21 protein-coding genes and 1 tRNA gene are annotated in these 18,977 nt (G+C 69.2%); 11 read left to right on the forward strand and 11 right to left on the reverse strand.

Annotated elements, in window-relative coordinates; genetic code table 11:
- Positions 1-45 precede the first annotated feature (45 nt).
- From VKQ35_RS11175 to VKQ35_RS11195, 5 genes are all read left to right on the forward strand, one after another.
- Positions 46-1,068 (forward strand): 2'-deoxycytidine 5'-triphosphate deaminase, encoded by a 1,023-nt coding sequence (locus VKQ35_RS11175; RefSeq protein WP_324361557.1) that lies wholly within the window; start codon positions 46-48, stop codon positions 1,066-1,068.
- Positions 1,069-1,098: 30 nt separating this feature from the next.
- Positions 1,099-2,019, forward strand: a complete 921-nt coding sequence (locus VKQ35_RS11180) for a TraB/GumN family protein (RefSeq protein WP_324361559.1) — start codon at positions 1,099-1,101, stop codon at positions 2,017-2,019.
- Positions 2,020-2,422: 403 nt separating this feature from the next.
- Complete coding sequence (locus VKQ35_RS11185) at positions 2,423-2,848, forward strand: hypothetical protein (protein WP_324361561.1); 426 nt, start codon at positions 2,423-2,425, stop codon at positions 2,846-2,848.
- A gap of 25 nt (positions 2,849-2,873) precedes the next feature.
- A complete protein-coding gene (locus VKQ35_RS11190) occupies positions 2,874-3,071 on the forward strand; it encodes a helix-turn-helix transcriptional regulator (protein WP_324361564.1) in 198 nt (65 codons plus the stop codon).
- A complete protein-coding gene (locus VKQ35_RS11195) occupies positions 3,068-3,712 on the forward strand; it encodes an isoprenylcysteine carboxylmethyltransferase family protein (RefSeq protein ID WP_324361566.1) in 645 nt (214 codons plus the stop codon). Before VKQ35_RS11190 ends, VKQ35_RS11195 begins: the two co-directional genes overlap by 4 nt.
- Positions 3,713-3,716: 4 nt before the next feature.
- Here the strand turns inward: VKQ35_RS11195 and VKQ35_RS11200 are convergent, their stop codons facing one another.
- Both VKQ35_RS11200 and VKQ35_RS11205 read right to left on the reverse strand, forming a co-directional pair.
- Positions 3,717-4,304 (reverse strand): HD domain-containing protein, encoded by a 588-nt coding sequence (locus VKQ35_RS11200; RefSeq protein WP_324361568.1) that lies wholly within the window; start codon positions 4,302-4,304, stop codon positions 3,717-3,719.
- A 319-nt stretch (positions 4,305-4,623) separates the two neighbouring features.
- Positions 4,624-5,718: an NADH:flavin oxidoreductase gene (locus VKQ35_RS11205; RefSeq protein WP_324361570.1), complete on the reverse strand. Its 1,095-nt coding sequence runs from the start codon at positions 5,716-5,718 to the stop codon at positions 4,624-4,626.
- Positions 5,719-5,849: 131 nt separating this feature from the next.
- On the opposite strand from VKQ35_RS11205, the gene VKQ35_RS11210 reads away from it, so the two are divergent.
- The 3 genes from VKQ35_RS11210 to VKQ35_RS11220 all read left to right on the forward strand — a co-directional run bounded on the left by VKQ35_RS11210 (position 5,850) and on the right by VKQ35_RS11220 (position 6,915).
- Positions 5,850-5,924, forward strand: a tRNA-Gly gene (locus tag VKQ35_RS11210).
- A gap of 93 nt (positions 5,925-6,017) precedes the next feature.
- Entirely contained in the window at positions 6,018-6,248 is a 231-nt protein-coding gene (locus tag VKQ35_RS11215) for a hypothetical protein (protein WP_324361572.1), read from the forward strand.
- Between the two features lie 73 nt (positions 6,249-6,321).
- Positions 6,322-6,915, forward strand: a complete 594-nt coding sequence (locus VKQ35_RS11220; protein WP_324361573.1) for a hypothetical protein — start codon at positions 6,322-6,324, stop codon at positions 6,913-6,915.
- Positions 6,916-7,024: 109 nt separating this feature from the next.
- Here the strand turns inward: VKQ35_RS11220 and VKQ35_RS11225 are convergent, their stop codons facing one another.
- A complete protein-coding gene (locus tag VKQ35_RS11225; RefSeq protein ID WP_324361575.1) occupies positions 7,025-7,951 on the reverse strand; it encodes a pyridoxal-phosphate dependent enzyme in 927 nt (308 codons plus the stop codon).
- A gap of 77 nt (positions 7,952-8,028) precedes the next feature.
- On the opposite strand from VKQ35_RS11225, the gene VKQ35_RS11230 reads away from it, so the two are divergent.
- Together VKQ35_RS11230 and VKQ35_RS11235 are read left to right on the forward strand one after the other, a co-directional pair.
- Positions 8,029-9,084 (forward strand): hypothetical protein, encoded by a 1,056-nt coding sequence (locus tag VKQ35_RS11230; protein ID WP_324361577.1) that lies wholly within the window; start codon positions 8,029-8,031, stop codon positions 9,082-9,084.
- 193 nt (positions 9,085-9,277) lie between these two features.
- The gene (locus VKQ35_RS11235; protein ID WP_324361579.1) at positions 9,278-9,541 is read left to right on the forward strand and encodes a DUF6356 family protein; all 264 of its coding nucleotides are present in this window, start codon (positions 9,278-9,280) and stop codon (positions 9,539-9,541) included.
- Between the two features lie 166 nt (positions 9,542-9,707).
- On the opposite strand, the gene VKQ35_RS11240 is transcribed toward VKQ35_RS11235, so the two are convergent.
- The 4 genes from VKQ35_RS11240 to VKQ35_RS11255 form a co-directional block, all read right to left on the reverse strand.
- On the reverse strand, positions 9,708-11,828 hold the full coding sequence (locus tag VKQ35_RS11240; RefSeq protein WP_324361581.1) for a M13 family metallopeptidase: 2,121 nt from the start codon (positions 11,826-11,828) through the stop codon (positions 9,708-9,710).
- A 133-nt stretch (positions 11,829-11,961) separates the two neighbouring features.
- The gene (locus tag VKQ35_RS11245; protein ID WP_324361583.1) at positions 11,962-12,672 is read right to left on the reverse strand and encodes a Crp/Fnr family transcriptional regulator; all 711 of its coding nucleotides are present in this window, start codon (positions 12,670-12,672) and stop codon (positions 11,962-11,964) included.
- A gap of 302 nt (positions 12,673-12,974) precedes the next feature.
- Positions 12,975-13,469 carry a pyridoxamine 5'-phosphate oxidase family protein gene (locus VKQ35_RS11250; RefSeq protein WP_324361585.1) on the reverse strand — a complete coding sequence of 165 codons (495 nt, stop codon included), beginning with the start codon at positions 13,467-13,469 and terminating at the stop codon, positions 12,975-12,977.
- 273 nt (positions 13,470-13,742) lie between these two features.
- Entirely contained in the window at positions 13,743-14,027 is a 285-nt protein-coding gene (locus VKQ35_RS11255) for a hypothetical protein (protein ID WP_324361587.1), read from the reverse strand.
- 149 nt (positions 14,028-14,176) lie between these two features.
- On the opposite strand from VKQ35_RS11255, the gene VKQ35_RS11260 reads away from it, so the two are divergent.
- Complete coding sequence (locus VKQ35_RS11260; protein WP_324361589.1) at positions 14,177-14,437, forward strand: hypothetical protein; 261 nt, start codon at positions 14,177-14,179, stop codon at positions 14,435-14,437.
- A gap of 3 nt (positions 14,438-14,440) precedes the next feature.
- Here the strand turns inward: VKQ35_RS11260 and VKQ35_RS11265 are convergent, their stop codons facing one another.
- From VKQ35_RS11265 to VKQ35_RS11280, 4 genes are read right to left on the reverse strand one after another with little or no spacing between them, the layout of a single operon-like run.
- Positions 14,441-16,135 (reverse strand): amidohydrolase, encoded by a 1,695-nt coding sequence (locus tag VKQ35_RS11265; RefSeq protein WP_324361591.1) that lies wholly within the window; start codon positions 16,133-16,135, stop codon positions 14,441-14,443.
- 39 nt (positions 16,136-16,174) lie between these two features.
- Positions 16,175-17,170, reverse strand: coding sequence for an alpha/beta hydrolase (locus VKQ35_RS11270; RefSeq protein WP_324361593.1), 996 nt, complete (start codon positions 17,168-17,170; stop codon positions 16,175-16,177).
- A 30-nt stretch (positions 17,171-17,200) separates the two neighbouring features.
- Positions 17,201-18,214 carry a slipin family protein gene (locus VKQ35_RS11275; protein WP_324361595.1) on the reverse strand — a complete coding sequence of 338 codons (1,014 nt, stop codon included), beginning with the start codon at positions 18,212-18,214 and terminating at the stop codon, positions 17,201-17,203.
- A complete protein-coding gene (locus tag VKQ35_RS11280; RefSeq protein WP_324361597.1) occupies positions 18,211-18,594 on the reverse strand; it encodes a GntR family transcriptional regulator in 384 nt (127 codons plus the stop codon). The genes VKQ35_RS11275 and VKQ35_RS11280 overlap by 4 nt, the downstream gene beginning before the upstream one ends.
- Between the last annotated feature and the right edge of the window lie 383 nt (positions 18,595-18,977).

Consider the following 18,977-nt stretch of genomic DNA (forward strand, 5'->3'; position numbering starts at 1 on the left):
GCCCAATCCCTTGCCAGAGCGCCGCCCATCCCCGAGTGAGGGGCGATGAGCGAGACCGCTGGCATCCTGCCCTGCCAATCCATCGAGGACCTGATCGCCCAGGGCGCGATCCACGCCGCCGATGGCGTTGGCGGCGATCAGGTGCAGCCGGCCAGCCTCGACCTGCGCCTGGGCGCGCGGGCCTGGCGCGTGCGCGCCTCCTTCCTGCCGGGACGCCACACGGTGCGCGAGCGGATCGCTGCGGTGGCGATGCACGAGGTGGACCTCACCCGCGGCGCGGTGCTGGAGCGCGGCTGTGTCTACATCGCCGAGCTGCAGGAGCGGCTGAAGCTGCCGGCCGGGGTGTCGGCGCGGGCCAATCCGAAGAGCTCGACGGGGCGGGTGGACGTGTTCGTGCGCCTGCTGACCGACCGGGGCAACGCCTTCGACGACGTGGACGCCGGCTACGAGGGGCGGATCTATATGGAGATCGCGCCGCAGACCTTTTCGGTGCTGGTGCGCACGGGGACGCGGCTGAACCAGCTGCGCCTGAAGACCGGCACGCCGGGGCGGCTGCGCACCGAGAGCGTCGGGGTCGACCTGACGGGCGAGATCGCCGGCTTCCGCGGGCGGCGGCACGCGGGCCTGGTCGACCTCGACAAGGAGGACGGGCACGACCCGCGCGACTTCTGGGAGCCCTTGCGGCCGAAGGACGGCCAGCTGCTGCTCGATCCCGGCGAGTTCTACATCTTAGCCTCCAAGGGCGCGGTGGAGATCCCGGTGATGGAGGCCGCCGAGATGACCCCGATCGACCCGTCGGTGGGGGAGTTCCGGGTGCACTACGCCGGCTTCTTCGATCCGGGGTTCGGGACGGACGAGGCGCACGGCAAGGGCTCGCGCGGGGTGCTCGAGGTGCGCAGCCACGAGACGCCGTTCATCCTGGAGGACGGCCAGACGGTGGCGCGGCTGGTCTACGAGCCGCTGACCGAGCGGCCGGACCGGCTCTATGGCGACCTCGGGTCGCATTACCAGCGGCAGGGTCTCAAGCTATCCAAGCATTTCCGGGTCTGGGGCGAGCAGGGGGGCTAAGTCGGCCTCCTCATCGGAGGGTCTGCCTTGATGTCCCTGATGCGTGTCCTGGCCCTGCTCGCGGGCTTCGTCGCCGGAATGCTGGGCATGGCGGCCCCGGTTGCGGCCTGGGCGGCGCCGGCCATGTGGCGCGTCACCGGCGCCGGATCGGAAGTCTATCTCTTCGGCACCCTGCATGCGCTTGCGCCCACGACCCAGTGGCGGACGCCCGCCTATGACGCCGCCTACGCCAAGGCGGCCAAGGTGTGGTTCGAGGCTGATCTCGGGACCGCCGACCCGGCCACCGTCGGCCTGATCGTCAGCCGCTACGGCGTCGATCCGGAGCGGGGCCTGTCGGAAAAGCTCGCCGCCGCCGACCTCTCCGAGCTGAAAGGCCTTTCCGAGCTAAAAGGGGGGGCGGACATGGACCGCATCGAGCACCTGCGCCCCTGGGCCGCGGCGCTGATGCTGTCGATGCAGCCGGTGCTGGCCAAGGGCGCCGCGGTCGAGACCGGCGCCGACATGACCGTGACCCGCGAGGCGCGCAGCGGCGGCAAGCAGATTTCTACATTTGAGACCCTGGAGGACCAGGCGCGGATGTTCGCGAGCCTGCCCGAGCCCGCCGAGCTGCAGTACCTGACCGACGTGATCCACGCGCGGCATCCGGCCCCGGCCAAACACCCGCGGCTCAGCCTCAATCCCGGCGCGTCGTCCCTGGAGCAGGAATGGCTGGCCGGCGACCTGGCGCGGCTGGGCCCCAGCTTGGTCAGGGATCTCGCCCACGACAATCCGGCGCTCTACGACGTGCTCTTGAAGCGCCGCAACCTCGCCTGGGCCGACAAGCTCACGGCCGAAATGGGCCTCAGCCCCGGCGTCGAACTGGTCAATGTCGGCGCCCTGCACATGGTCGGCCAGGACGGACTTCCCGCCCTCCTGGCGGCGCGCGGCTTCAAGGTCGAGCGGGTGCAGTAGGCGCTTCGCGTCGCGCATCGTGAAGGCAAAGGCGATCTGTCACGCGCGCGGCGGCTGTGACGGTATCCGACATATGATTTGCGTTTCACCACATTCGCGCGTCAGGCTGGTGGGTGGAAGACGCCAAACGCCTGCGAGAGAAAGCTGCGCAAGCCAGGCGCCTCGGCGCGGATGTGACGAACGCCGCGTACCGGGCCCAAATCCTGAAACTGGCCGACGAGTGGGAGCGCGAGGCCGTCGCCTTCGAAGCCACGCAGGCCCGCTATAGGAACCTGGGCGACGGCTGATCCCGCGTCGGCCCAGAACACCCGCTCCGGGAAAGGAAGGCATACTTTTTGTCATGGGTGCTTGACACGGTTTCGATGTCGTGTTTCCTTGTCATCAAGACAAGGAGACCAAGCACATGTCTGACGCTGCCCGCCCACGCCCGATCATCTTCAAGCCGTCCTGGCGCCGCTACATGCTGCGCTTCACCGCCGCCATGGCGAGCTATGTCGCCGTCCTGCTGGCCGTGGACTTCGCCGTGCGCGATGGCTTCGCGCCGCCCAAGCCCTGGCTCTATCTCGTGGCGCTGGCGCCCGCCCTGCCGGTCGCCGCCGTGGTCTTCGTCGTCCTGCGCTACCTGCAGGAGGAGGAGGACGAGTACATGCGGATGCTCAACATCCAGGCCTACGTCGCCGCCACCGGCCTGACGCTCACCGTCTGCACCGGCTGGGGCTTCCTGCAGGATTTCGCGGGCCTGCCGCGCATCGCGCTGACCCAGGTGTTCGTCATCTTCTGCGTCTGCCAGGGTCTGACGACCGGCTGGACGCGGCTGCGGCGCCGGTGAGGGCCCATGTGACGGGGGGTTGGCGATGAAGAACCGCCTGAAGGTGCTGCGCGCCGAGCGCGACTGGAGCCAGGCCGACCTGGCCATCCGCCTCGACGTCTCGCGCCAGAGCGTCAACGCCATCGAGACCGGTAAGTACGACCCGAGCTTGCCGCTGGCGTTCCGGATCGCCGCGTTATTCGGTATGCCGATCGAGGCGATCTTCGAGGAAACCGACGCATGACGTTTGCCGCAATCTCCGGATGGTTCGCCGCGCGGCCCTATGGGCTGGGGGGCGTGGCGTTGATCGTGCTCTTCCTGATCCAGTCGGAGGTGCGCTTTGGCGCCAAGGCGCGCTCCAGCCGGGCGGAGGGCACGGATCGGCGCAGTTCGGTCGTGCTCAGCGCGACGTCGCTGGTCCCGATCCTGGGCTTCGCGCTTTCGATGAAGCACGCACCCGAGACGGTCGCAGGGGCCCAGGGCTGGATGGCCTGGTGGCTGGGCGAGAGCCTGCCCGGCCTGCCGGCCAGCGCCTGGGCGGCGGCGGCCATCGGGCTGGCGGGACTGGGGCTCAGGCTCTGGGCCGTGCTGACCCTGCGCGAGCGCTACACCCGCACCCTGCTGACGCACGGCGACCACGCGGTCGAGCGCGACGGGCCCTACCGGGCGGTGCGCCACCCGGGCTACCTGGGCTCGCTCCTGTGCCTGAACGGGATCGCCTTCACGTCCGGCTCGGCGCCGGTGTTCGCCGCCTCGCTGGTGGCGACGATCGTCGGCTACGCCTACCGCATCCGCGTCGAGGATCGCATGCTGGTGGACGCGCTGGGCGAGCCCTATGCGCAGTATCGCCGCGAGGTTCGCGCGCTGCTGCCCATTCCGCGCTAGGCGGTCAGTCCTTCTTGTAGAGCGACTGCTTCGGCGTCTCGACCACGCGGCGCAGCATCGGCTCGAAGGCGTCCAGCGGCATGGTGTCGTAGGCCGGATCGAAGCTCGACTGGTCGTAGAGGTGGCAGAACTGGGCGCAGTATTCGAAGTGCGGATGGCCGCGGAACTGCTCGCGCATGTCGCGGTCCAGGCCGATGTAGTGGAAGAAATAGTAGCCCTGGAAGACGCCGTGCTTGTCCATCATCCAGTGGTTGGCCTCGGAGACGTAGGGCTTGAGGATGGTGGCGCCGAGCTCGGCGTGGTTGGCGGGCATCAGGATGTCGCCGATGTCGTGCATCAGGGCGCAGACCACATATTCCTCGTCGCGCCCGTCGCGGTGCGCCCGCGTGGCGGTCTGCAGCGAATGCTCCAGCCGGTCGACGGCGAAGCCGCCGTGGTCGTTGTCCAGCAGCTTCAGGTGCGCCAGCAGCCGGTCGGCCAGCTCGCCCCGGTGCGGGGCGGCGGCGCGCGTGATCGCCGCCCAGTCTTCCTGAGTCCCTTCGGTCATCGAGTGGAACTTGGCGCGGTCCTGCAGCATCTCGCCGTCGGCCATCGGAGCCTCCTGATCTGATCTGGCCTAGGGTGCGGCGTGCGCACGGCGCGGTCAATGTCGCGCAGATTTCAAACCGCCAAGGACGCCAAGAGCGCCAAGGCGTTTCGGGGACACAAAGACCACGAAGATCACGAAGGACACGAAGGGGCCTGCGCAGACCCTCGGCCTTCATTCATACGTCCTGACTGGAATCGGCGCGCGACGCGCGCCACGAAGTTCATTCACGGCCGTCGAGGCTTCGTGGTCTTCGTGTCCTTCGTGGCCTTCGTGTTCCCTGGAGCCCTTGGCGCTCTTGGCGCGCTTGGTGGTTTTCTCTGGCCTACGCCGGCTCGGTTTCCGGTTCCTCGACGAAGCCCTTCCAGGTCTGCATATATTTGACCATGGCCGGGCCCAGGCCCTCGGCGCGCAGGTGGTCGGCGGTGACCGGGGTCTTGATCGGGGTGAAGGCCGGGTCGGCGGCGAGCAGCTTGGGCCAATCGTGATGCAGGATGGCCGCGCGGCCCAGCAGCACGAAGTCCATGCCGCGCTCCAGGCAGGTCCGGGCGTCGGCCGGCGTCATGATCTTGCCCGCGCAGCCCAGGCGCACCTTTCCGCGCGGCAGGTCGGTGAACCAGGCCATCAGCGTGCGGTCCTGGTGTTCCTCCTCCACCGGCAGCTTGGCGTAGTCCCACAGCGACAGGTCGAGGTAGTCGATCTTTCCGTCGGCCAGCACGCGGCGCGCCAGTTCGCGGATCTCCATCAGCTTCAGCTCGAACCGCTCGGGCGACAGGCGCAGGCCCAGGCTGAAGTCGGGGCGGCAGCGGGCGCGGACGCCGTCGATGATCTCCAGGATCGGCCGGGCGCGGTTCTCGGGGCTGCCGCCATAGCGGTCGGTGCGGCGGTTCAGGCTCTCGCTGAGGAACTGGCAGAGGATGTAGCTGTGCGCCCCGTGGAGCTCGACGCCGTCGAACCCGGCCCGTTCCGAGCGCACGGCGGCGGCGACGAAGTCCTCGATCAGCTGCTCGACCTCGGCGGTGGAGAGCCCGCGCGCGCCCGTGCCCTCATCGTCCGACGGCGCCACCGGCGCCTCGCCGATCAGGTCCTTCGGCGAGCGCATGCCGGCGTGATGCAGCTGCACCACGGGAATCGAGCCATAGGCCCTGATCTGGGCGGCGAGCCGCGTCAGCCCCGGCAGGTGCTCGTCGCCGAACACGCCCAGCTGCCCCGGGAACCCCTGGCCGATCCGCTGCACGTGCGCCGCGCAGGTCATGGTCAGCGCGAACCCGCCCTTGGCCCGGTAGGTCAGCCACTTGAACTCGTCGTCCGAGAGCGTGCCGTCGGCATGGCTCTGCAGATTGGTCAGCGGCGCCAGCACGATGCGGTTCTTCAGCGCCGGGCCGTGGCTAAGGGTCAGGGGCTCGAAAAGGTCGGTCAAGGCGAGGGGTCCTCAAACAGTTGTTCGAGGTCTCTCTTAGCGGACCGGTGCGCTGCGCTGCAATGCAGCGGACCTGACAGCGGCTTGAGAGGCGCTGGCAGACCGGCTAAGGAACCGCACCTCCTAGCGATGCGGCCGTAGTTCAGAGGTAGAACGTCAGCTTCCCAAGCTGAATGTCGGGGGTTCGATTCCCCCCGGCCGCTCCAACCGCCCCGTAGAACTGCTTAGGTAACCGACCCGAATAGCGGCGCCTTAGGGCCTGGCTTAGCTTCCTGGTTAACGAGACCGGGAGACATCAGATGTCCATTGCCTTTACGCCGCCGCAGCCGATGCCCGCCGTGATCTCGCGGCCCGGCGCCCAGGCGTCCTACCTGTTGCTGTCCGACACCGGCGCCGCCGGTTGGACGAACGATCCAAAGCAGGCCACCGCCTTCCCCTCGATGCGCGAGGCGACCCGCATGGCGCTGCGCCTGCCGTCCTACCTGCGGGCCTACGGCCTGCCGCGCGGCGGCGAGCTGACCGCGCACTAGGTCACCTGCTGACAGGATGCTGTCAGCGGCCACGGCCTAGACCCCTCCCAGGAGACATCGAGGGAGCAGGGTCATGAGCACGAATTTGCGCCGCGCCGGGCTGTCAGGTCTGGCCGCCGTCGCGGCGGTTTTCTGGAATCCGGGCCTGTCGGCCGCCCAGCCGCCGGCGCCCGCCGCGGCGGCGCTGCACGACGGCGGCCACGACTTCGACTTCCTGATCGGCGACTGGAAGGCGCATGTGCGGCGCCTGCCCGACCGCCTGGTCGGCTCGAACAAGTGGGTCGAGTACGACGGCATTTCCAACCACCACAAGCTGCTGGACTCCAACGCCAACTTCGAGGAGTTCGAGGTCAGGAACGCCGCCGGCGACCACCTGAAGGGCCAGACGCTTCGGCTCTACAACGCCGAGACCCGCCAATGGTCGATCTGGCTGCTGGACGTGAACGCGGGCACGCTCTCGGGCCCGCCGCAGATCGGCGATTTCACCAGCACGCCCGATCGAAAGCGCGGGGAGTTCTACGCCGCGGACCTCTGGAAGGGCCGCCAGGTCGCGATCCGCTATCAGTGGTTCAACCTGACGCCCAAGTCGGCCCGGATGGAGCAGGCCTTCTCCGCCGACGGCGGCCGGACCTGGGAAGTGAACTGGATCTGCGAGCTGACGCGGTAGGGCGGATCGAAGCGTCGATGACAGCGAAGCGAATCCGAATGGTCCTCCTCCCCTTGTGGGAGGAGGAGCATGTAAGCGCCGCCCGCAATCGCGATGAATATCGATCCGCCTACACGCCGAACTGCGCCTTCCAGCCGGCCAGCTTCTCCAGGCTCGTCACCACCCCGCCGCAGGCCACGACGGCCACGCGGGCGTAGGGCTTGAGCGCCGGGTGGTCGTCGTAGGCGAGGCTGAGCGCGGCGCCGCAGGCGGGTTCCACCACCGTCTGATGGTCGTCGGCGAACCTGAGGCACGCGCGCACCGCGTCGGCGTCGGAGACCACCGCCGGGACCACGGTGCGCGTCTGGGTCCAGGCGAACGCTTGATCGGCCACGCGCCGGGCGGCGAGGCTGGAGGCGACGGTGTCGATGCGGTCCAGGGTGATCGGTTCGCCGGCCTCGATGGAGCGCGCCAGGGAGGCGGCGCCCTTGGTCTCCACCGCGACGATGGCGGTGTGCTTCAGGCCGTTGCGCTCCAGACCCTCGGCGACGCCGCACATCAGCCCGCCGCCGCCGACCGCGACCACGATGGCGTCGGGCGCGGGACCGGCCTGGGCGATCTCGTCCACCAGGCTCGCGTGGCCCTCCCACAGGTAGGGGTGGTTGAAGGGTGAGACATAGGCCGCCTCGCCGCGGCCGGCGATGGCCTGGGCGAGCGCGTCGGCGGCGTCCCAGACGTCGCCCTCGATCAGCACTTCGGCGCCCAGCGCCGCGATCCGCTCGCGCATGAAGTCAGGCGTCGTGGAGGGCAGCACCACGGTCATGGGCGCGCCGATCGCCCGCGCCGCATAGGCCGCCGCCAGGCCCGCGTTGCCGCCGGACGAACAGACGAACCGCTGCGCGCCCTCGACCTGCAGCCGCTGGCAGAGCAGGCCGATGCCGCGGATCTTGAACGAGCCGGTGGGCTGGTGGGCGTCCATCTTCACCCAGGTTTCGCGGCCCGTTGCGGGCAGGCCGCGATGCGGCCAGTAGGGCGTCACCAGGTGCAGCGGATCCACGCGTCCATCCCTTTGAAATCACAGAGCGGCCTTTTCGCCTTCTCCGCGCGTGAAGGCCAGTGTCAGATGGCGCCGCCATGCTCCGCGCGCTCGCCCTGCTGTTCGCCGCGCTCGCCGCCGCGCCGTTTCCGGCCGCGCAGCCGCCGGCGCGCAGCGAGGCGCCGATCCGCCAGCTGACGCTCAGCAACGGCGCCCTGCGCTACGCCGTGCCGGTGACGGTCGGCAGGACGGCGATGCTGGTCAGCCTCGACACCGGCTCCACGGGCCTGCGCATCCTGCCGGGTGCGCTCGTCCCGGGCGATGCGGCGGCGACCAAGGCGGAGGAGGTCTACGGCTACGCCTCCGGCTCCCGCTACGTGGGCGTGGTCGGGCAGGCGAAGGTAACCATCGGCGCCGCCAGCGGGACCGGCCGGGTGCACCTGATCCGCAGCATCGGCTGTTTCGACTACCTGCCGAACTGCCCGGCCTCGCGCACCACGCTCGACAAGTACGGCATCGCCAGCGACGGCCTGCCGGGCGAGGGGTTCCGCGCGATCCTCGGCATCGACATGGCCCAGGGCCAGGTCGGCAACCCGCTGCGGTTCCTGGGCGCGCGCCGCTGGATCGTCGAGCTGCCGAGGCCCGGCGAGGGCGACGGGCGGCTGATCCTCAATCCCACCGACGAGGAGGCCGCGGGCTATGCCTTCGCCCCCCTGTCGGCGCCCTACGCCCACGAACCGGGCGGCGGGCTGCACGACGCGGTGCCCGGCTGCCTGGTCAATTCGCGGACGCGCGCGCGGGTCTGCGGCCCGGTCCTGCTGGACACCGGCGCGCCGTGGCTGTCGGTGGTCAATGCGCGGGGCGCCGGCGAGCCCTGGCCGGACGGCTCGCCCGCGGCCCTGGAACTCTTCGACACCGTCGGCGCGATCACGGCGCGGGAGACCCTGGTGACCGGCGCGCGCGATCTCGGCACGCGGCTGACCTGGCGGCGCGAGACCCGCGTCTACGGCCCGGTGATCTATGCCGGCATCGCGCCCTATTTCGCCTGGTCGGTGCTCTACGATCCGGCTCATCAGCGGATTGGGCTGAAGCCCCGGCCGCCGGGCCCAGACCCCGCCAGCCCCAGGGCCGTCGCGATCGAGGCCGCGCGGTGAGCGGTTCTCCCAGGGGCGGAATCGCGGCTTAAGACCTGGTTAACAATCGAAGATTGGAGAATTTGGTTCTCCATGATTCCTCTGTGGAAGAACTTTCTTATCGCCGCGCGGAAATTCAGACTCCAACGCGACAATGATTTTCTCTCCGGCCGGCCGCATCATGCGGGCAAGCTCAAGCCACGGGGTCGCCAGCATGTTTCGCGCGTTCACAGATCACCCCGCCACGGTCGGCGAGAGCTACTTCGAGCACATGCAGGTGGCGTCGTGGTTCGGCTTCACCATGCTCATGGGCGCCCTGGCCTGCCTGGTGCACGCCGTCCTGCCGTTCGCGTTCGAGACCGCGGGCAGCCAGCGCATCAAACTGCTGCACGAGCGCATGGTCACGCACCGCCGCCGCACGCCAGTGACCCATGCCGACGGCGCCCAGGGCTTCCTGGGCTACGCCGAGGGGATCTAGAGCCGCCCTCATCCCTCCTCTTTAGGGGAGGGACAGATCGCGAAGCGATCAGGGTGGGGGACTCGCGTTCAAGCGTGGACGTCGGAGTCCTGGCCCACAAACCCCCACCCGTCCGCGGCTTCGCCGCGGCCACCCTCCCCTAAAGAGGAGGGAACGCTCGCTTGGCTCACTTCACCCAGATGTGCACCCGGTCGTCGGGCGCAACATAGAGCTTGTCGCCGGCCTTGACGCCGAAGGCGTCGTACCAGCCGGCGATGTTGCGGATGGTGCCGTTCACCCGATAGACCGCCGGCGAGTGCGGGTCGCTGACCAGCCGTTGGCGCAGCGCGTCCTCGCGGATCTTCTCGCGCCAGACCTGGGCCCAGCCGAGGAACACCCGCTGGTCGCCGGTCAGGCCGTCGATCACCGGCGCGGGCCGGCCGTGCAGATAGGTGTGGTAGGCGTCGAGCGCGAGCGACAGCCCGCCCATGTCGCCGATGTTCTCGCCCATGGTCAGGCCGCCCTGGACGTGGGCGCCGGGGAAGGGCTCGAAGGCGGAATACTGAGCGCCCAGCTTGTCGCGCTGCACGTTGAACTTGGCGGTGTCTTCCGGGGTCCACCAATCGGTGAGCACGCCCTTGCCGTCGGACTTGCGGCCCTGGTCGTCGAAGCCGTGGCTGGTCTCGTGGCCGATCACCCCGCCGATGCCGCCGTAGTTGATGGCGGGGTCCGCGTCAGGATCGAAGAACGGCGGGGCGAGGATCGCGGCCGGGAAGACGATCTCGTTGTTGGAGGGGTTGTAGTAGGCGTTGACCGTCTGAGGCGTCATGCCCCACTCGGCCTTGTCCACCGGCTTGTGCAGGCGGGCGACATCGCGGTTCCACTCGAAGGTCTGCGAGCGCTTGATGTTGCCGTAGAGGTCGTCGGGTTTGACGATCAGCTTGGAATAGTCGCGCCACTCGGTGGTGTAGCCGATCTTCACCGTGAACTGCGACAGCTTCTCAAGCGCCTTGGCCTTGGTAGGATCGCTCATCCAATCGAGCTTCTCGATGCGAGCCTTCAGCGCCGTCTGGATGTCCTTCACCAGGGCGTCCATCTTGGCCTTGGACTCCGGCGGGAAGTAGCGGGCCACATAGACCCGGCCCACGGACTCGCCAACGATCCCGTCGGTGAAGGCCACCGCGCGCTTCCAGCGCGGCCGCTGCTCGGGCTGGCCGTTCAGCTCCTTGTTGTGGAAGCCGAAGCTGGCGTCGACGAAGGGCTTCGAGAGATAGGGCGCCGCGCCGTCAGCGACGTGGAACGCCTGCCAGGCCTTGAGCGTGTCGAGCGGGGTGTCGGCGTAGATCTTGGCGACCTTGGGGAAGGCGGTGTTGGTGGTGACGATCACCCGGTCCACGCCCGGCAGGCCCGTGGCGGCGAGATAGCGGTTCCAGTCGAAGCCGGGCGTGAGCGCCGCCAGCTCCGCGGGGTTCATGGGGTTGTAGGTCTTGTCGCGGTCGCGGCGCTGGACGCGCGTCCATTGCACCTCGGCGAGCTTCGTCTCGAAGTCGACGATCGCCTTGGCGTTCTCTGCCGGTTTGGCCCAGCCGGCGAGGGTGAGCATCTGCTGCACATAGGCCAGGTACTTGGCCTTCTTCTCGGCGAAGGAGGGCTGCAGATAGTAGTCGCGGTCGGGGAGGCCCAGGCCCCCGGTCGCCGCCAGCACGGCGTATTTGGTCGGCGCCTTGGCGTCGATGGTGATCCCCACCGGCAGGATGGTGGTGAAGCCGGTGTGGTTGCCCTTGCCCATCAGGGCGGTGAAGTCGGCCTTGGTCTTCACCGCGCGGATCTGCGCCAGCTCCGGCGCGATGGGTTTGGCGCCCAGCTTGTCGGCGAGCGCCTCGTTCATGAACGAGGCATAGGCCGCGCCGATCTTGGCCCCGTCCTTGTCTGTGAGCTTGCCGGCGGCGGCGTCGATGTCGATGGCGTGGACGCGGTTCTCGGAGAGCACCGACAGCTTGTCGAAATTGCCGAACCGCACCCGGTCCGACGGGATCTCGGTGCGCGCCGCCCACTTGCCGTTGGCGTAGCCGAAGAAGTCGTCGCCGGGCTTTATCGTGGTGTCCATCCCGCTGACGTCGAAGCCCCAGGTCCCGTACTTCGGCGAGGCCAGGTCGGCGGCGGGAACCGGCGCCTCCGAGGCGGTGCGCTGCGTCGTGACCCGGTGGTGGGCCGGCGCCTTGGCGTCGGGCGCAGCGAGCGCCGCCCCCGCGCTAAGCGCGGCCACCGCGGCGGCGGTCAGCAGGATGTTTCGGCGTGCGGCGGTCATAGGCGTCTCTCTGATGCGCAAAGTTCGGGAATGGCAGGTTCAATCCTGCGTCGCGCGCCAAGAAACGGGGAAATTTCCGCTAGGGCAAGCCGCATCGGGTTTCGCGCCCGCAACACGTCCGCCGACGGCCGATCTAGCCCTCGGGCAGCAGGCGCTCGTAGGTGTGGCGGATGACGCCGTAGCACTCGCAGGCGAGCTGTTCGAGGACGCTGCGGTCGATGATGTCGACGACGCCGCGGCGATAGCGGATGGCGCCCTTGTCCTGCAGCGAGCGGGCGACCGCGGTCACCGTCGTGCGCTGCACGCCCAGCATGTCGGCCAGGAACTCCTGGGTGAGCGCGACGGTGTCGCTGGAGATCCGGTCGTGGCAGGTGAGCAGCCAGCGGCAGAAGCGCGCCTCCACCGAGTGCAGGGCGTTGCAGGCCACCGACTGGATGGCGTGGCCGTAGAGCGCCTCGGTATGGCGGTCGACCAGGTCGCGGATGCGCGGGCTCTTTTCCCAGGCCTCGTGCAGCACCGCCGCGTTCATCCGCGCCGCCCGCGTGGGAGTCTGGACGATGGCCCGCGACAGCGACTGGCGCGGCGCGACGGCGGCCATAAGGCCCAGCGCGCCCTCGCAACCGATGGTGGCGCTCTCGATCGCTGCGCCGTTCTCCATCAGCGTCATCAGCGAGATGACCCCATCGTGCGGGAAGTAGACGGTGTCGATCCGATCGCCTGGGTCGTAGAGCAGGCGGCCCCGTTCAAGGTCGATCTGAGCAAGATGCGGCGCCAGCAGTCCCTGGTCTTCGCTGGGCAACGAAGCGAGCAGTCTATTGTGCACCTTGGTGAGCAACCTTTGCATCGGGGAATCGAAACGTCGCGGTACGGCTTCGGTTTCAAGCTATCGATGCAATCGCGCAAAAACTGTCGAGTACTCGACACTCCTGGCAAGAGAAGTGACTATCCGCAGAAAAGTCTGTGCTTCCGCTGAGTTTTTCCCGAGCTTTCGGGGGTCCTGAGAATGTCGGATAGTCGACTCAACAATATCTGAGACGCGCTGGTCGCCGCCGGATCGCGCGTTGCCATCATTTGGCGCCGAGACTGACGGCGAATCACTTGCCGGGATCAGGCGAGGGCCGCGCCGAATCCTTCCGACGCCACGTCCTAGTGCAGGGTCGCGTGGCGCGGGACGCCGATGTCCAGACCCTGCGGACGCGCCCCGGGCCAGGCCAGTTCCCAGCTGAACTTGGTCAGGCCCACCCCGGACATCCAGACCTCGGCGTCGACGCAGTCCATGCACAGCATGGTCAGGTTCGGATCGTGCAGGCCTTCCGGCAGCCAGGCGGTGACCGTGGCGTTCCAGTAGCGCCCCATGCGCCGGCGGTCCTCGACCACCCGCAGGGCGCCGGCGACCGACGCCATCAAGTCGCCGTCCTGGAACACGAAGGCGCTGCAGCCGCCCTCGCCGATGCTGCGCACCAGGTCGGTGTCGCGGCGCGCGACGAACCACAGGCGGTTTTTCCGGCGCTCCACGAACGCCAGCATCGGCTGGGCGTGCAGGCCCGAGCGGGTCAACTCGAGCATGCCGACGCGTCGGCCCTCGATCGCGTCCCAGAGTTGCTGTTGCGTGGCGTCCCCGCCGTGCCCGCTGTTCGCCATGGCTTTCCCCCGAATGCCCTTCGCGCGGGTCGCGGCCTTAGAGGGCCACGTGACCGCTCTACGCCTGATTTAGTGCGTCTGTCGCCCGGGGCCTTGGCGTGTCGCGGAGTGGATTTTGCGCATGCCGGCCTCAGTCGTCAGAGTTAATTCGCATCCTCCTTAGACCCCCTAAGGCGCCGCTACAATTGAAGTCGCCCAGCAGGCGAGGAATCGGGATTCCGCTCCCCGGGCCGGCGAGCGGCGGCGGGCCTGGAACGGCCGCGGCCAGGGGCCTCATCCGGTCAACCAGCGCCTGGGATGGCGCCAGCCGAGCTCGCGCACCTCGCCGGGCGCGAGGCCCAGCGTCTTCATCTTGGCGAGCGTCAGCGGCCGGATCGCCTGCACCGGCTCCTGGCCGGCCTTGGGGCTTTCGGCGACGCGGCCCGCGCGGCCTGCCCAATCGACGGCGGTCCACTCCGACTTGCCCTGGTCCTCATGGCCGATGGCGAAGTAGTGGCGCAGCGGCGCGGGCTCGCCCGGAACCTCCAGCAGCACCCCGATCAGCCAGCCGCCCGCCATTATTGCCTGCTCCAAGGCGCCGCCTAAGAACGTGTCGCCGACCGCACGCTTATCGATCCTCGAAGGCCTCGGCCAGAATTCCGCAACGGCGCACGTTGAAAGCGTCGTGAACTGCCCATAGGCTAGCGCCTGGAGTTTAGGAGCACCCCATGGCTGACGAGACCACCGGCCCCCGCGCGAAGCCGAAGCAGAAGGACAAGGGCACGGTGGTGCACACCGCCTTTGGCCAGAAGATGGACGGCCACCTCTCCGACATCGCCGACGGCGACGATGCCCGGAACACCAAGGCCGCCAAGCCCGATGACGGCAAGGCCCACCCCGGCCAGAAGGACAAGGGCAAGGTCGTCACCAGCGCCTTCGGCGAAAAGATGGGCGGCCACCTCTCCGACATCGCCGACGGCGACGACTAGGGCCTAGCGTTTATCGTAGACCACCTGGCCGTCGACGACGGTCAGGACGGCATGGCCCTTGGGGATATCCGCCTCGGGGGCGGTCATCAGATCGACCGAGAAGCCGCTGAGGTCGGCGCGTTTGCCGACGCTGATCGTGCCCAGGTCGTTTTCGGCAAAGCGCGCGTAGGCCGCGGACGCTGTGAACAGCTTCAGCGCCTGCGCCCGCGTCAGCTTCTCCTCCGGATGCCAGTCGGCGTCGGAGAAGCCTTTCAGGTCCTTGCGCGCCACGGCGGCGTAGAACTCGATCAGCGGCGCGCCGCGCTCCACCGGCGCGTCGGAGCCGCCGACCACCACCGCGCCCGACTTCAACAGGCTCTGCCAGGCATAGGCGCCCTTCAGCCGCTCGGCGCCCAGGCGCGCCTTGGCGAAGTGGAAGTCGCCGATGGCGTGGCTGGGCTGCATCGAGGCGATGACGTGGTCGGCGTGGAAGCGCGGGATGTCGGCGGGCCGCAGGATCTGCGCGTGCTCGATCCGCCAGCGCCCGGCCGCGCCCTTCGCCGGATCGGCCTTGAAGGCCTCCTCGTAGAGGTCGAGGGCGGTCGCATTGCCTCGGTCGCCGATCGCGTGGGTCGAGACCTGGATGCCGGCCTTCAACGCCTTGGCGAGCGCCGCGCGCATAACCTCGGGCTGGGTGATCAGCGTGCCCTTGAGCGTCGGCGCATCGGCGTAGGGCGCGAACAGCGCCGCGCCACGGCTGCCCAGCGCGCCGTCCATGTAGAGCTTGACGCCCCGCGTGGTGATCCGTCCGTCCGGCGTGGCGCGCGGACCCGAGGCCAGCAGCGGGGCGGCGCCGGCGTAGTCGACCATGTTGTAGACCCGAAGCGTCGCCTCGCCGGCCTTGTCCATCTGTTCGAGCAGGGGCACGTCGGCCATGTCCACGCTCATGGAATGGACGCCCGTCCAGCCGTAGGCGGTCTCGACGCGGAACGCCGCCTTGAAGGCCGCCGTGCGGTCCACGCCGGTCCCGGGCCGCCGCTCGCTGCTCAGGAGCTGCATGGCGTTGTCGACCAGCATGCCGGTCAGCTTGCCGTCGGGCCCTTTGAGGATCTGGCCGCCGAACGGCGCGGGCGTGGTCTCGTCGATGTGGGCCGCCTTCAGGGCCGCGGTATTGGCCACCACCGCGTGGCCGTCGGCGCGGCGCAGCAGGACGGGCGTGTCCCCCGACACCGCGTCGATGTCGGAGCGGTTCAGGAAGCGGCCCTCCGGCCAGCCGGTCTCGATCCAGCCGCCGCCGACCACGGGGCCCTTGTGGTCGGCGATCCAGGCCTTCAGCCGCTGGGTGACCTCGGCGGCGGACTTGGAGCCCTCCAGATTGAGCGTCAGTTCGCGCTCGCCGATGCCGCGCAGGTGGGCGTGGCTGTCGGTGAAGCCGGGGAAGAGGGCGGCGCCCTTCAGGTCGATGACCTTGGTGGCCGGGCCGACCAGGGCCTGGGCCCCGGCCTTGCCGCCGGCGTAGGCGATGCGCCCGTGGCTCACGGCCACCGCCTCGACCTTCGGGTGCGCGTCCACCGCCGTGTAGATCGGCCCGCCCCAGATCACCAGGTCGGCGGGCGGCTTGAGGCTCGCCATCGAGGCGGCTTGCGACCCCGCGAGCGGGGCGAGGAGGGCGAGGCTGGCGGTCAGGCCAAGGAGCGCGGGGGGTACGGTGCGGGTCATGCGGCTTAGCTAGCCGCGCTCCGGTCCAAACGCCAATCCTCAGTGGGCCGCCGACCGCACGAAGGCCAGGATCGCCGGCATGACGCCGGGCGCCAGCGGGCGGTCGGGATCGGCGTAGGTGGCGATGTTGCCGGCCCGGTCGCGCGGCGCCTCCTTGAGGATGTGGTTCACGCCCGGAAGGATCACCAGCCTGGCGTCGGGCCGCGCGGCGTGCAGGCGCTGAGCGTCCTCGACCTGGACCTGCAGGTCGTTGTCGCCTTGCAGGATCAGCACCGGCGCCTTCACCGCCGCCAGGGCCTGGGTGGGATCGAGGGTCAGCTGCGAGATCAGATAGGGCTGCACGCTCGGCCGGAAGAAGGCTTCCAGGCCGGGGATGTTGGCGACGGGGCGGCCGTGCTCCAGCTCGGTGAGCGCCGCATTGGACTGTTCCCGCAGGCTGGCCGGCATCGGTCCCGCCGCCAGTTGTTCGCGCAGTACGACGCCCAGCGGACGCCCGATGCCGGAGACCTCGATCACCCCGCAGGTCGCGACCTTCTGCGCCGCCAGCGCCGCGATCAGGGCGCCTTCCGAATGGCCCAGGATGACGACGCAGGTGACCTGCGGCTGGGCCTTCAGGAAGCGCGCGAATGCGGCGGCGTCATCCACATAGGTCGTGAAGCGCAGGTCCGCCTCCTGCAGCATCGCCGGCGCGCTCTTGCCGAGCCCGCGCTTGTCGTAGCGCAGGCTGGTGACGCCGGCCGCGGCCAGGCCCTGGGCGATCAGCTTCAGGTTGGCGGGCTTCACGCTAGGCGCCGCCGAGTTGCCGTCGCGGTCGGTGGGGCCCGAGCCCGCGATCAGCAGCACCGCCGGTCCGGGCCGCGCGCCCGGCGGGCTGAGCAGCGCGCCGTAGAGCGGGGCGCGGCCGCCATCTACTGAGACTTCGCGGTCGGCCGCCGGCGTGGTCGCCTGCGCGTGGGCGGCGCTGGCCAGCACCATGGCCATCACCAACATTCCGATCGTCAGGCTCGCGATCCAGACCGTCAGTCTGCGCAGCATGCTCATCGCCCCCAAGACACCTGGTTCCCGCTAGCGCTTGCGCTTGGCGGCGTTGGCCGCGGCGCGGGCCACCGAGCGCCGGGCGGGCTGGTTGACCACCGAGGTCTCGGCGGCCGGCGCGCCGGGCTTGGCCTGGGCGCTCATCGCCGCCTGGGTCAGGCCCAGGAGGCCGCCGGGGTTCATGGAGTCGACCATGGCGGTCGGCATCAGGATGGTCGCGCCGCGCTCCTTGGTGGTCTCGTAGATGATGTTCATGGCGCGCAGCTGCAGGGCCGCGGGGCTGCGGGCGTAGATCTCCGCGGCCTCCACGAACTTCTCGGCCACCGAGAGCTCGGCCTGGCCCAGATGGATGCGGGCGGCGGCCTCGCGCTGCGCCTGGGCCTCGCGGCTCATGGCGTCCTGCAGGGCGTCGGGCACGCCGATGTCGCGGATCTCCACCGAGATGGCGGTGACCCCCCATTCGGCGGTCTTGCGGCCGATCTCCTCGCGCAGCATTTCGTCGCCGTGCTTGCGGTCCGCCAGCAGGGTCGAGAGCAGGGACGAGCCGACCATTTCGCGCAGCGAGGTCTGGGCCACCCGGCTGATCGCGGAGCGGTAGTCGGTGATCTCCAGCGCGGCGCGCTCGGGGTCGTGGATCTGCCAGAAGACCACGGCGTCGACGTCGACCGGCACGGTGTCCTTGGAGAGCGCCTGTTCGGCGTTGAACTCGGTGGTCTGGATTCGCTGGTCGAGCCAATAGACCACCTGGTCGATGACCGGCACGATCACGAACAGGCCGGGGCCGGAGATCGATTGCAGGCGCCCGAGGCGCAGCACCACCGCGCGCTCCCAGTGGTTGGCCATCTTCAGCGACGCCGGGGTCAGTATGCCGATCAGCGCCAGCAGGGCGGCGAGCCCGAACAGGGCGTAGGTCTCGGTGCGTGCGGCCTCTTCCGCCGCGAGGCCGGCCAGCGCCAGCAGGATCACGGCGATCAGGCCCGCGGTCGGATTGCCGCCACGGGCGCGCTGCCCGGGCAGGTTCATCGCAAAACCAGGCATGCTCATTTGATCTTCTCCTTAGCGGCAAGCACCGCGATGCGTTCGGACAGCGCCAGGGGATCGACGCCCAGGGCGGCGGCGGCGGCCAGGGTCTGGTGGGCCAGCCGGTCGGTCTCGGTCTCGTGTTCGTGGCCTTCCATGGCCGGCGGCGGCTCGGCGACGAAGGAGCCCCGCCCACGCACCAGGGTGACCGCGCCCAGCCGCTCCAGCTCGTCGTAGGCGCGGCGCACGGTGTTGAGGTCGACCTTCATCTCCACCGCCACCTGCCGCATGGTCGGCATCTGGTCGCCAGGGCTCATCAGGCCGGCGCCCATCGCCCGCAGGAACTGGTCGCGCAGCTGCACGTAGATCGGGACGCCCGTGTCGCCCAGCCGCAACGCGGCCAATATCTGCGCCTGTGTATGCATACACTCATACAATACACCCAGGCGATGGGGAGTCAAACACGGTGATCACCCCTCCCGGTGCGGGTCGGCGAAGCCGCAAAATTGTCCACGAACCACACGAACCACACGAACGGGTGGGCGCTTCCGAGCCTCCGCGGCAGCGGAGGCTCAGTCTTTGAACACCAAGACCTCAAAGATCACGAAGACCACGAAGACGCCCAGCCTGTCCCAGCGCAGCAGCTTCTGCGGCCCCTTCGTGGTCTTCGTGATCTTTGAGGTCTTCGTGTCGCCTTGGCGATCTTGGTGTTCTTGGTGGTTTGAAAAAGGGACTGCCCGCTTCGCGGTCCTCTCAGAACCAGGCGCGTTCGTGTGGTTCGTGGACA

The sequence above is a fragment of the Phenylobacterium sp. genome (assembly GCF_035309685.1).
Lineage (GTDB): Bacteria > Pseudomonadota > Alphaproteobacteria > Caulobacterales > Caulobacteraceae > Phenylobacterium.

Bases quoted from the DNA above. Each gene is read 5' to 3' on its own strand.
- VKQ35_RS11175 (WP_324361557.1), top strand. From the start codon at position 46: ATGAGCGAGACCGCTGGCATCCTGCCCTGCCAATCCATCGAGGACCTG.
- VKQ35_RS11270 (WP_324361593.1), bottom strand. From the start codon at position 17,170: ATGCTGCGCAGACTGACGGTCTGGATCGCGAGCCTGACGATCGGAATG.
- VKQ35_RS11220 (WP_324361573.1), top strand. From the start codon at position 6,322: ATGAGCACGAATTTGCGCCGCGCCGGGCTGTCAGGTCTGGCCGCCGTC.
- VKQ35_RS11265 (WP_324361591.1), bottom strand. From the start codon at position 16,135: ATGACCCGCACCGTACCCCCCGCGCTCCTTGGCCTGACCGCCAGCCTC.
- VKQ35_RS11215 (WP_324361572.1), top strand. From the start codon at position 6,018: ATGTCCATTGCCTTTACGCCGCCGCAGCCGATGCCCGCCGTGATCTCG.
- VKQ35_RS11245 (WP_324361583.1), bottom strand. From the start codon at position 12,672: ATGCAAAGGTTGCTCACCAAGGTGCACAATAGACTGCTCGCTTCGTTG.
- VKQ35_RS11195 (WP_324361566.1), top strand. From the start codon at position 3,068: ATGACGTTTGCCGCAATCTCCGGATGGTTCGCCGCGCGGCCCTATGGG.
- VKQ35_RS11250 (WP_324361585.1), bottom strand. From the start codon at position 13,469: ATGGCGAACAGCGGGCACGGCGGGGACGCCACGCAACAGCAACTCTGG.
- VKQ35_RS11240 (WP_324361581.1), bottom strand. From the start codon at position 11,828: ATGACCGCCGCACGCCGAAACATCCTGCTGACCGCCGCCGCGGTGGCC.
- VKQ35_RS11275 (WP_324361595.1), bottom strand. From the start codon at position 18,214: ATGAGCATGCCTGGTTTTGCGATGAACCTGCCCGGGCAGCGCGCCCGT.
- VKQ35_RS11230 (WP_324361577.1), top strand. From the start codon at position 8,029: ATGCTCCGCGCGCTCGCCCTGCTGTTCGCCGCGCTCGCCGCCGCGCCG.
- VKQ35_RS11255 (WP_324361587.1), bottom strand. From the start codon at position 14,027: ATGGCGGGCGGCTGGCTGATCGGGGTGCTGCTGGAGGTTCCGGGCGAG.
- VKQ35_RS11200 (WP_324361568.1), bottom strand. From the start codon at position 4,304: ATGGCCGACGGCGAGATGCTGCAGGACCGCGCCAAGTTCCACTCGATG.
- VKQ35_RS11185 (WP_324361561.1), top strand. From the start codon at position 2,423: ATGTCTGACGCTGCCCGCCCACGCCCGATCATCTTCAAGCCGTCCTGG.
- VKQ35_RS11260 (WP_324361589.1), top strand. From the start codon at position 14,177: ATGGCTGACGAGACCACCGGCCCCCGCGCGAAGCCGAAGCAGAAGGAC.
- VKQ35_RS11235 (WP_324361579.1), top strand. From the start codon at position 9,278: ATGTTTCGCGCGTTCACAGATCACCCCGCCACGGTCGGCGAGAGCTAC.
- VKQ35_RS11190 (WP_324361564.1), top strand. From the start codon at position 2,874: ATGAAGAACCGCCTGAAGGTGCTGCGCGCCGAGCGCGACTGGAGCCAG.
- VKQ35_RS11180 (WP_324361559.1), top strand. From the start codon at position 1,099: ATGTCCCTGATGCGTGTCCTGGCCCTGCTCGCGGGCTTCGTCGCCGGA.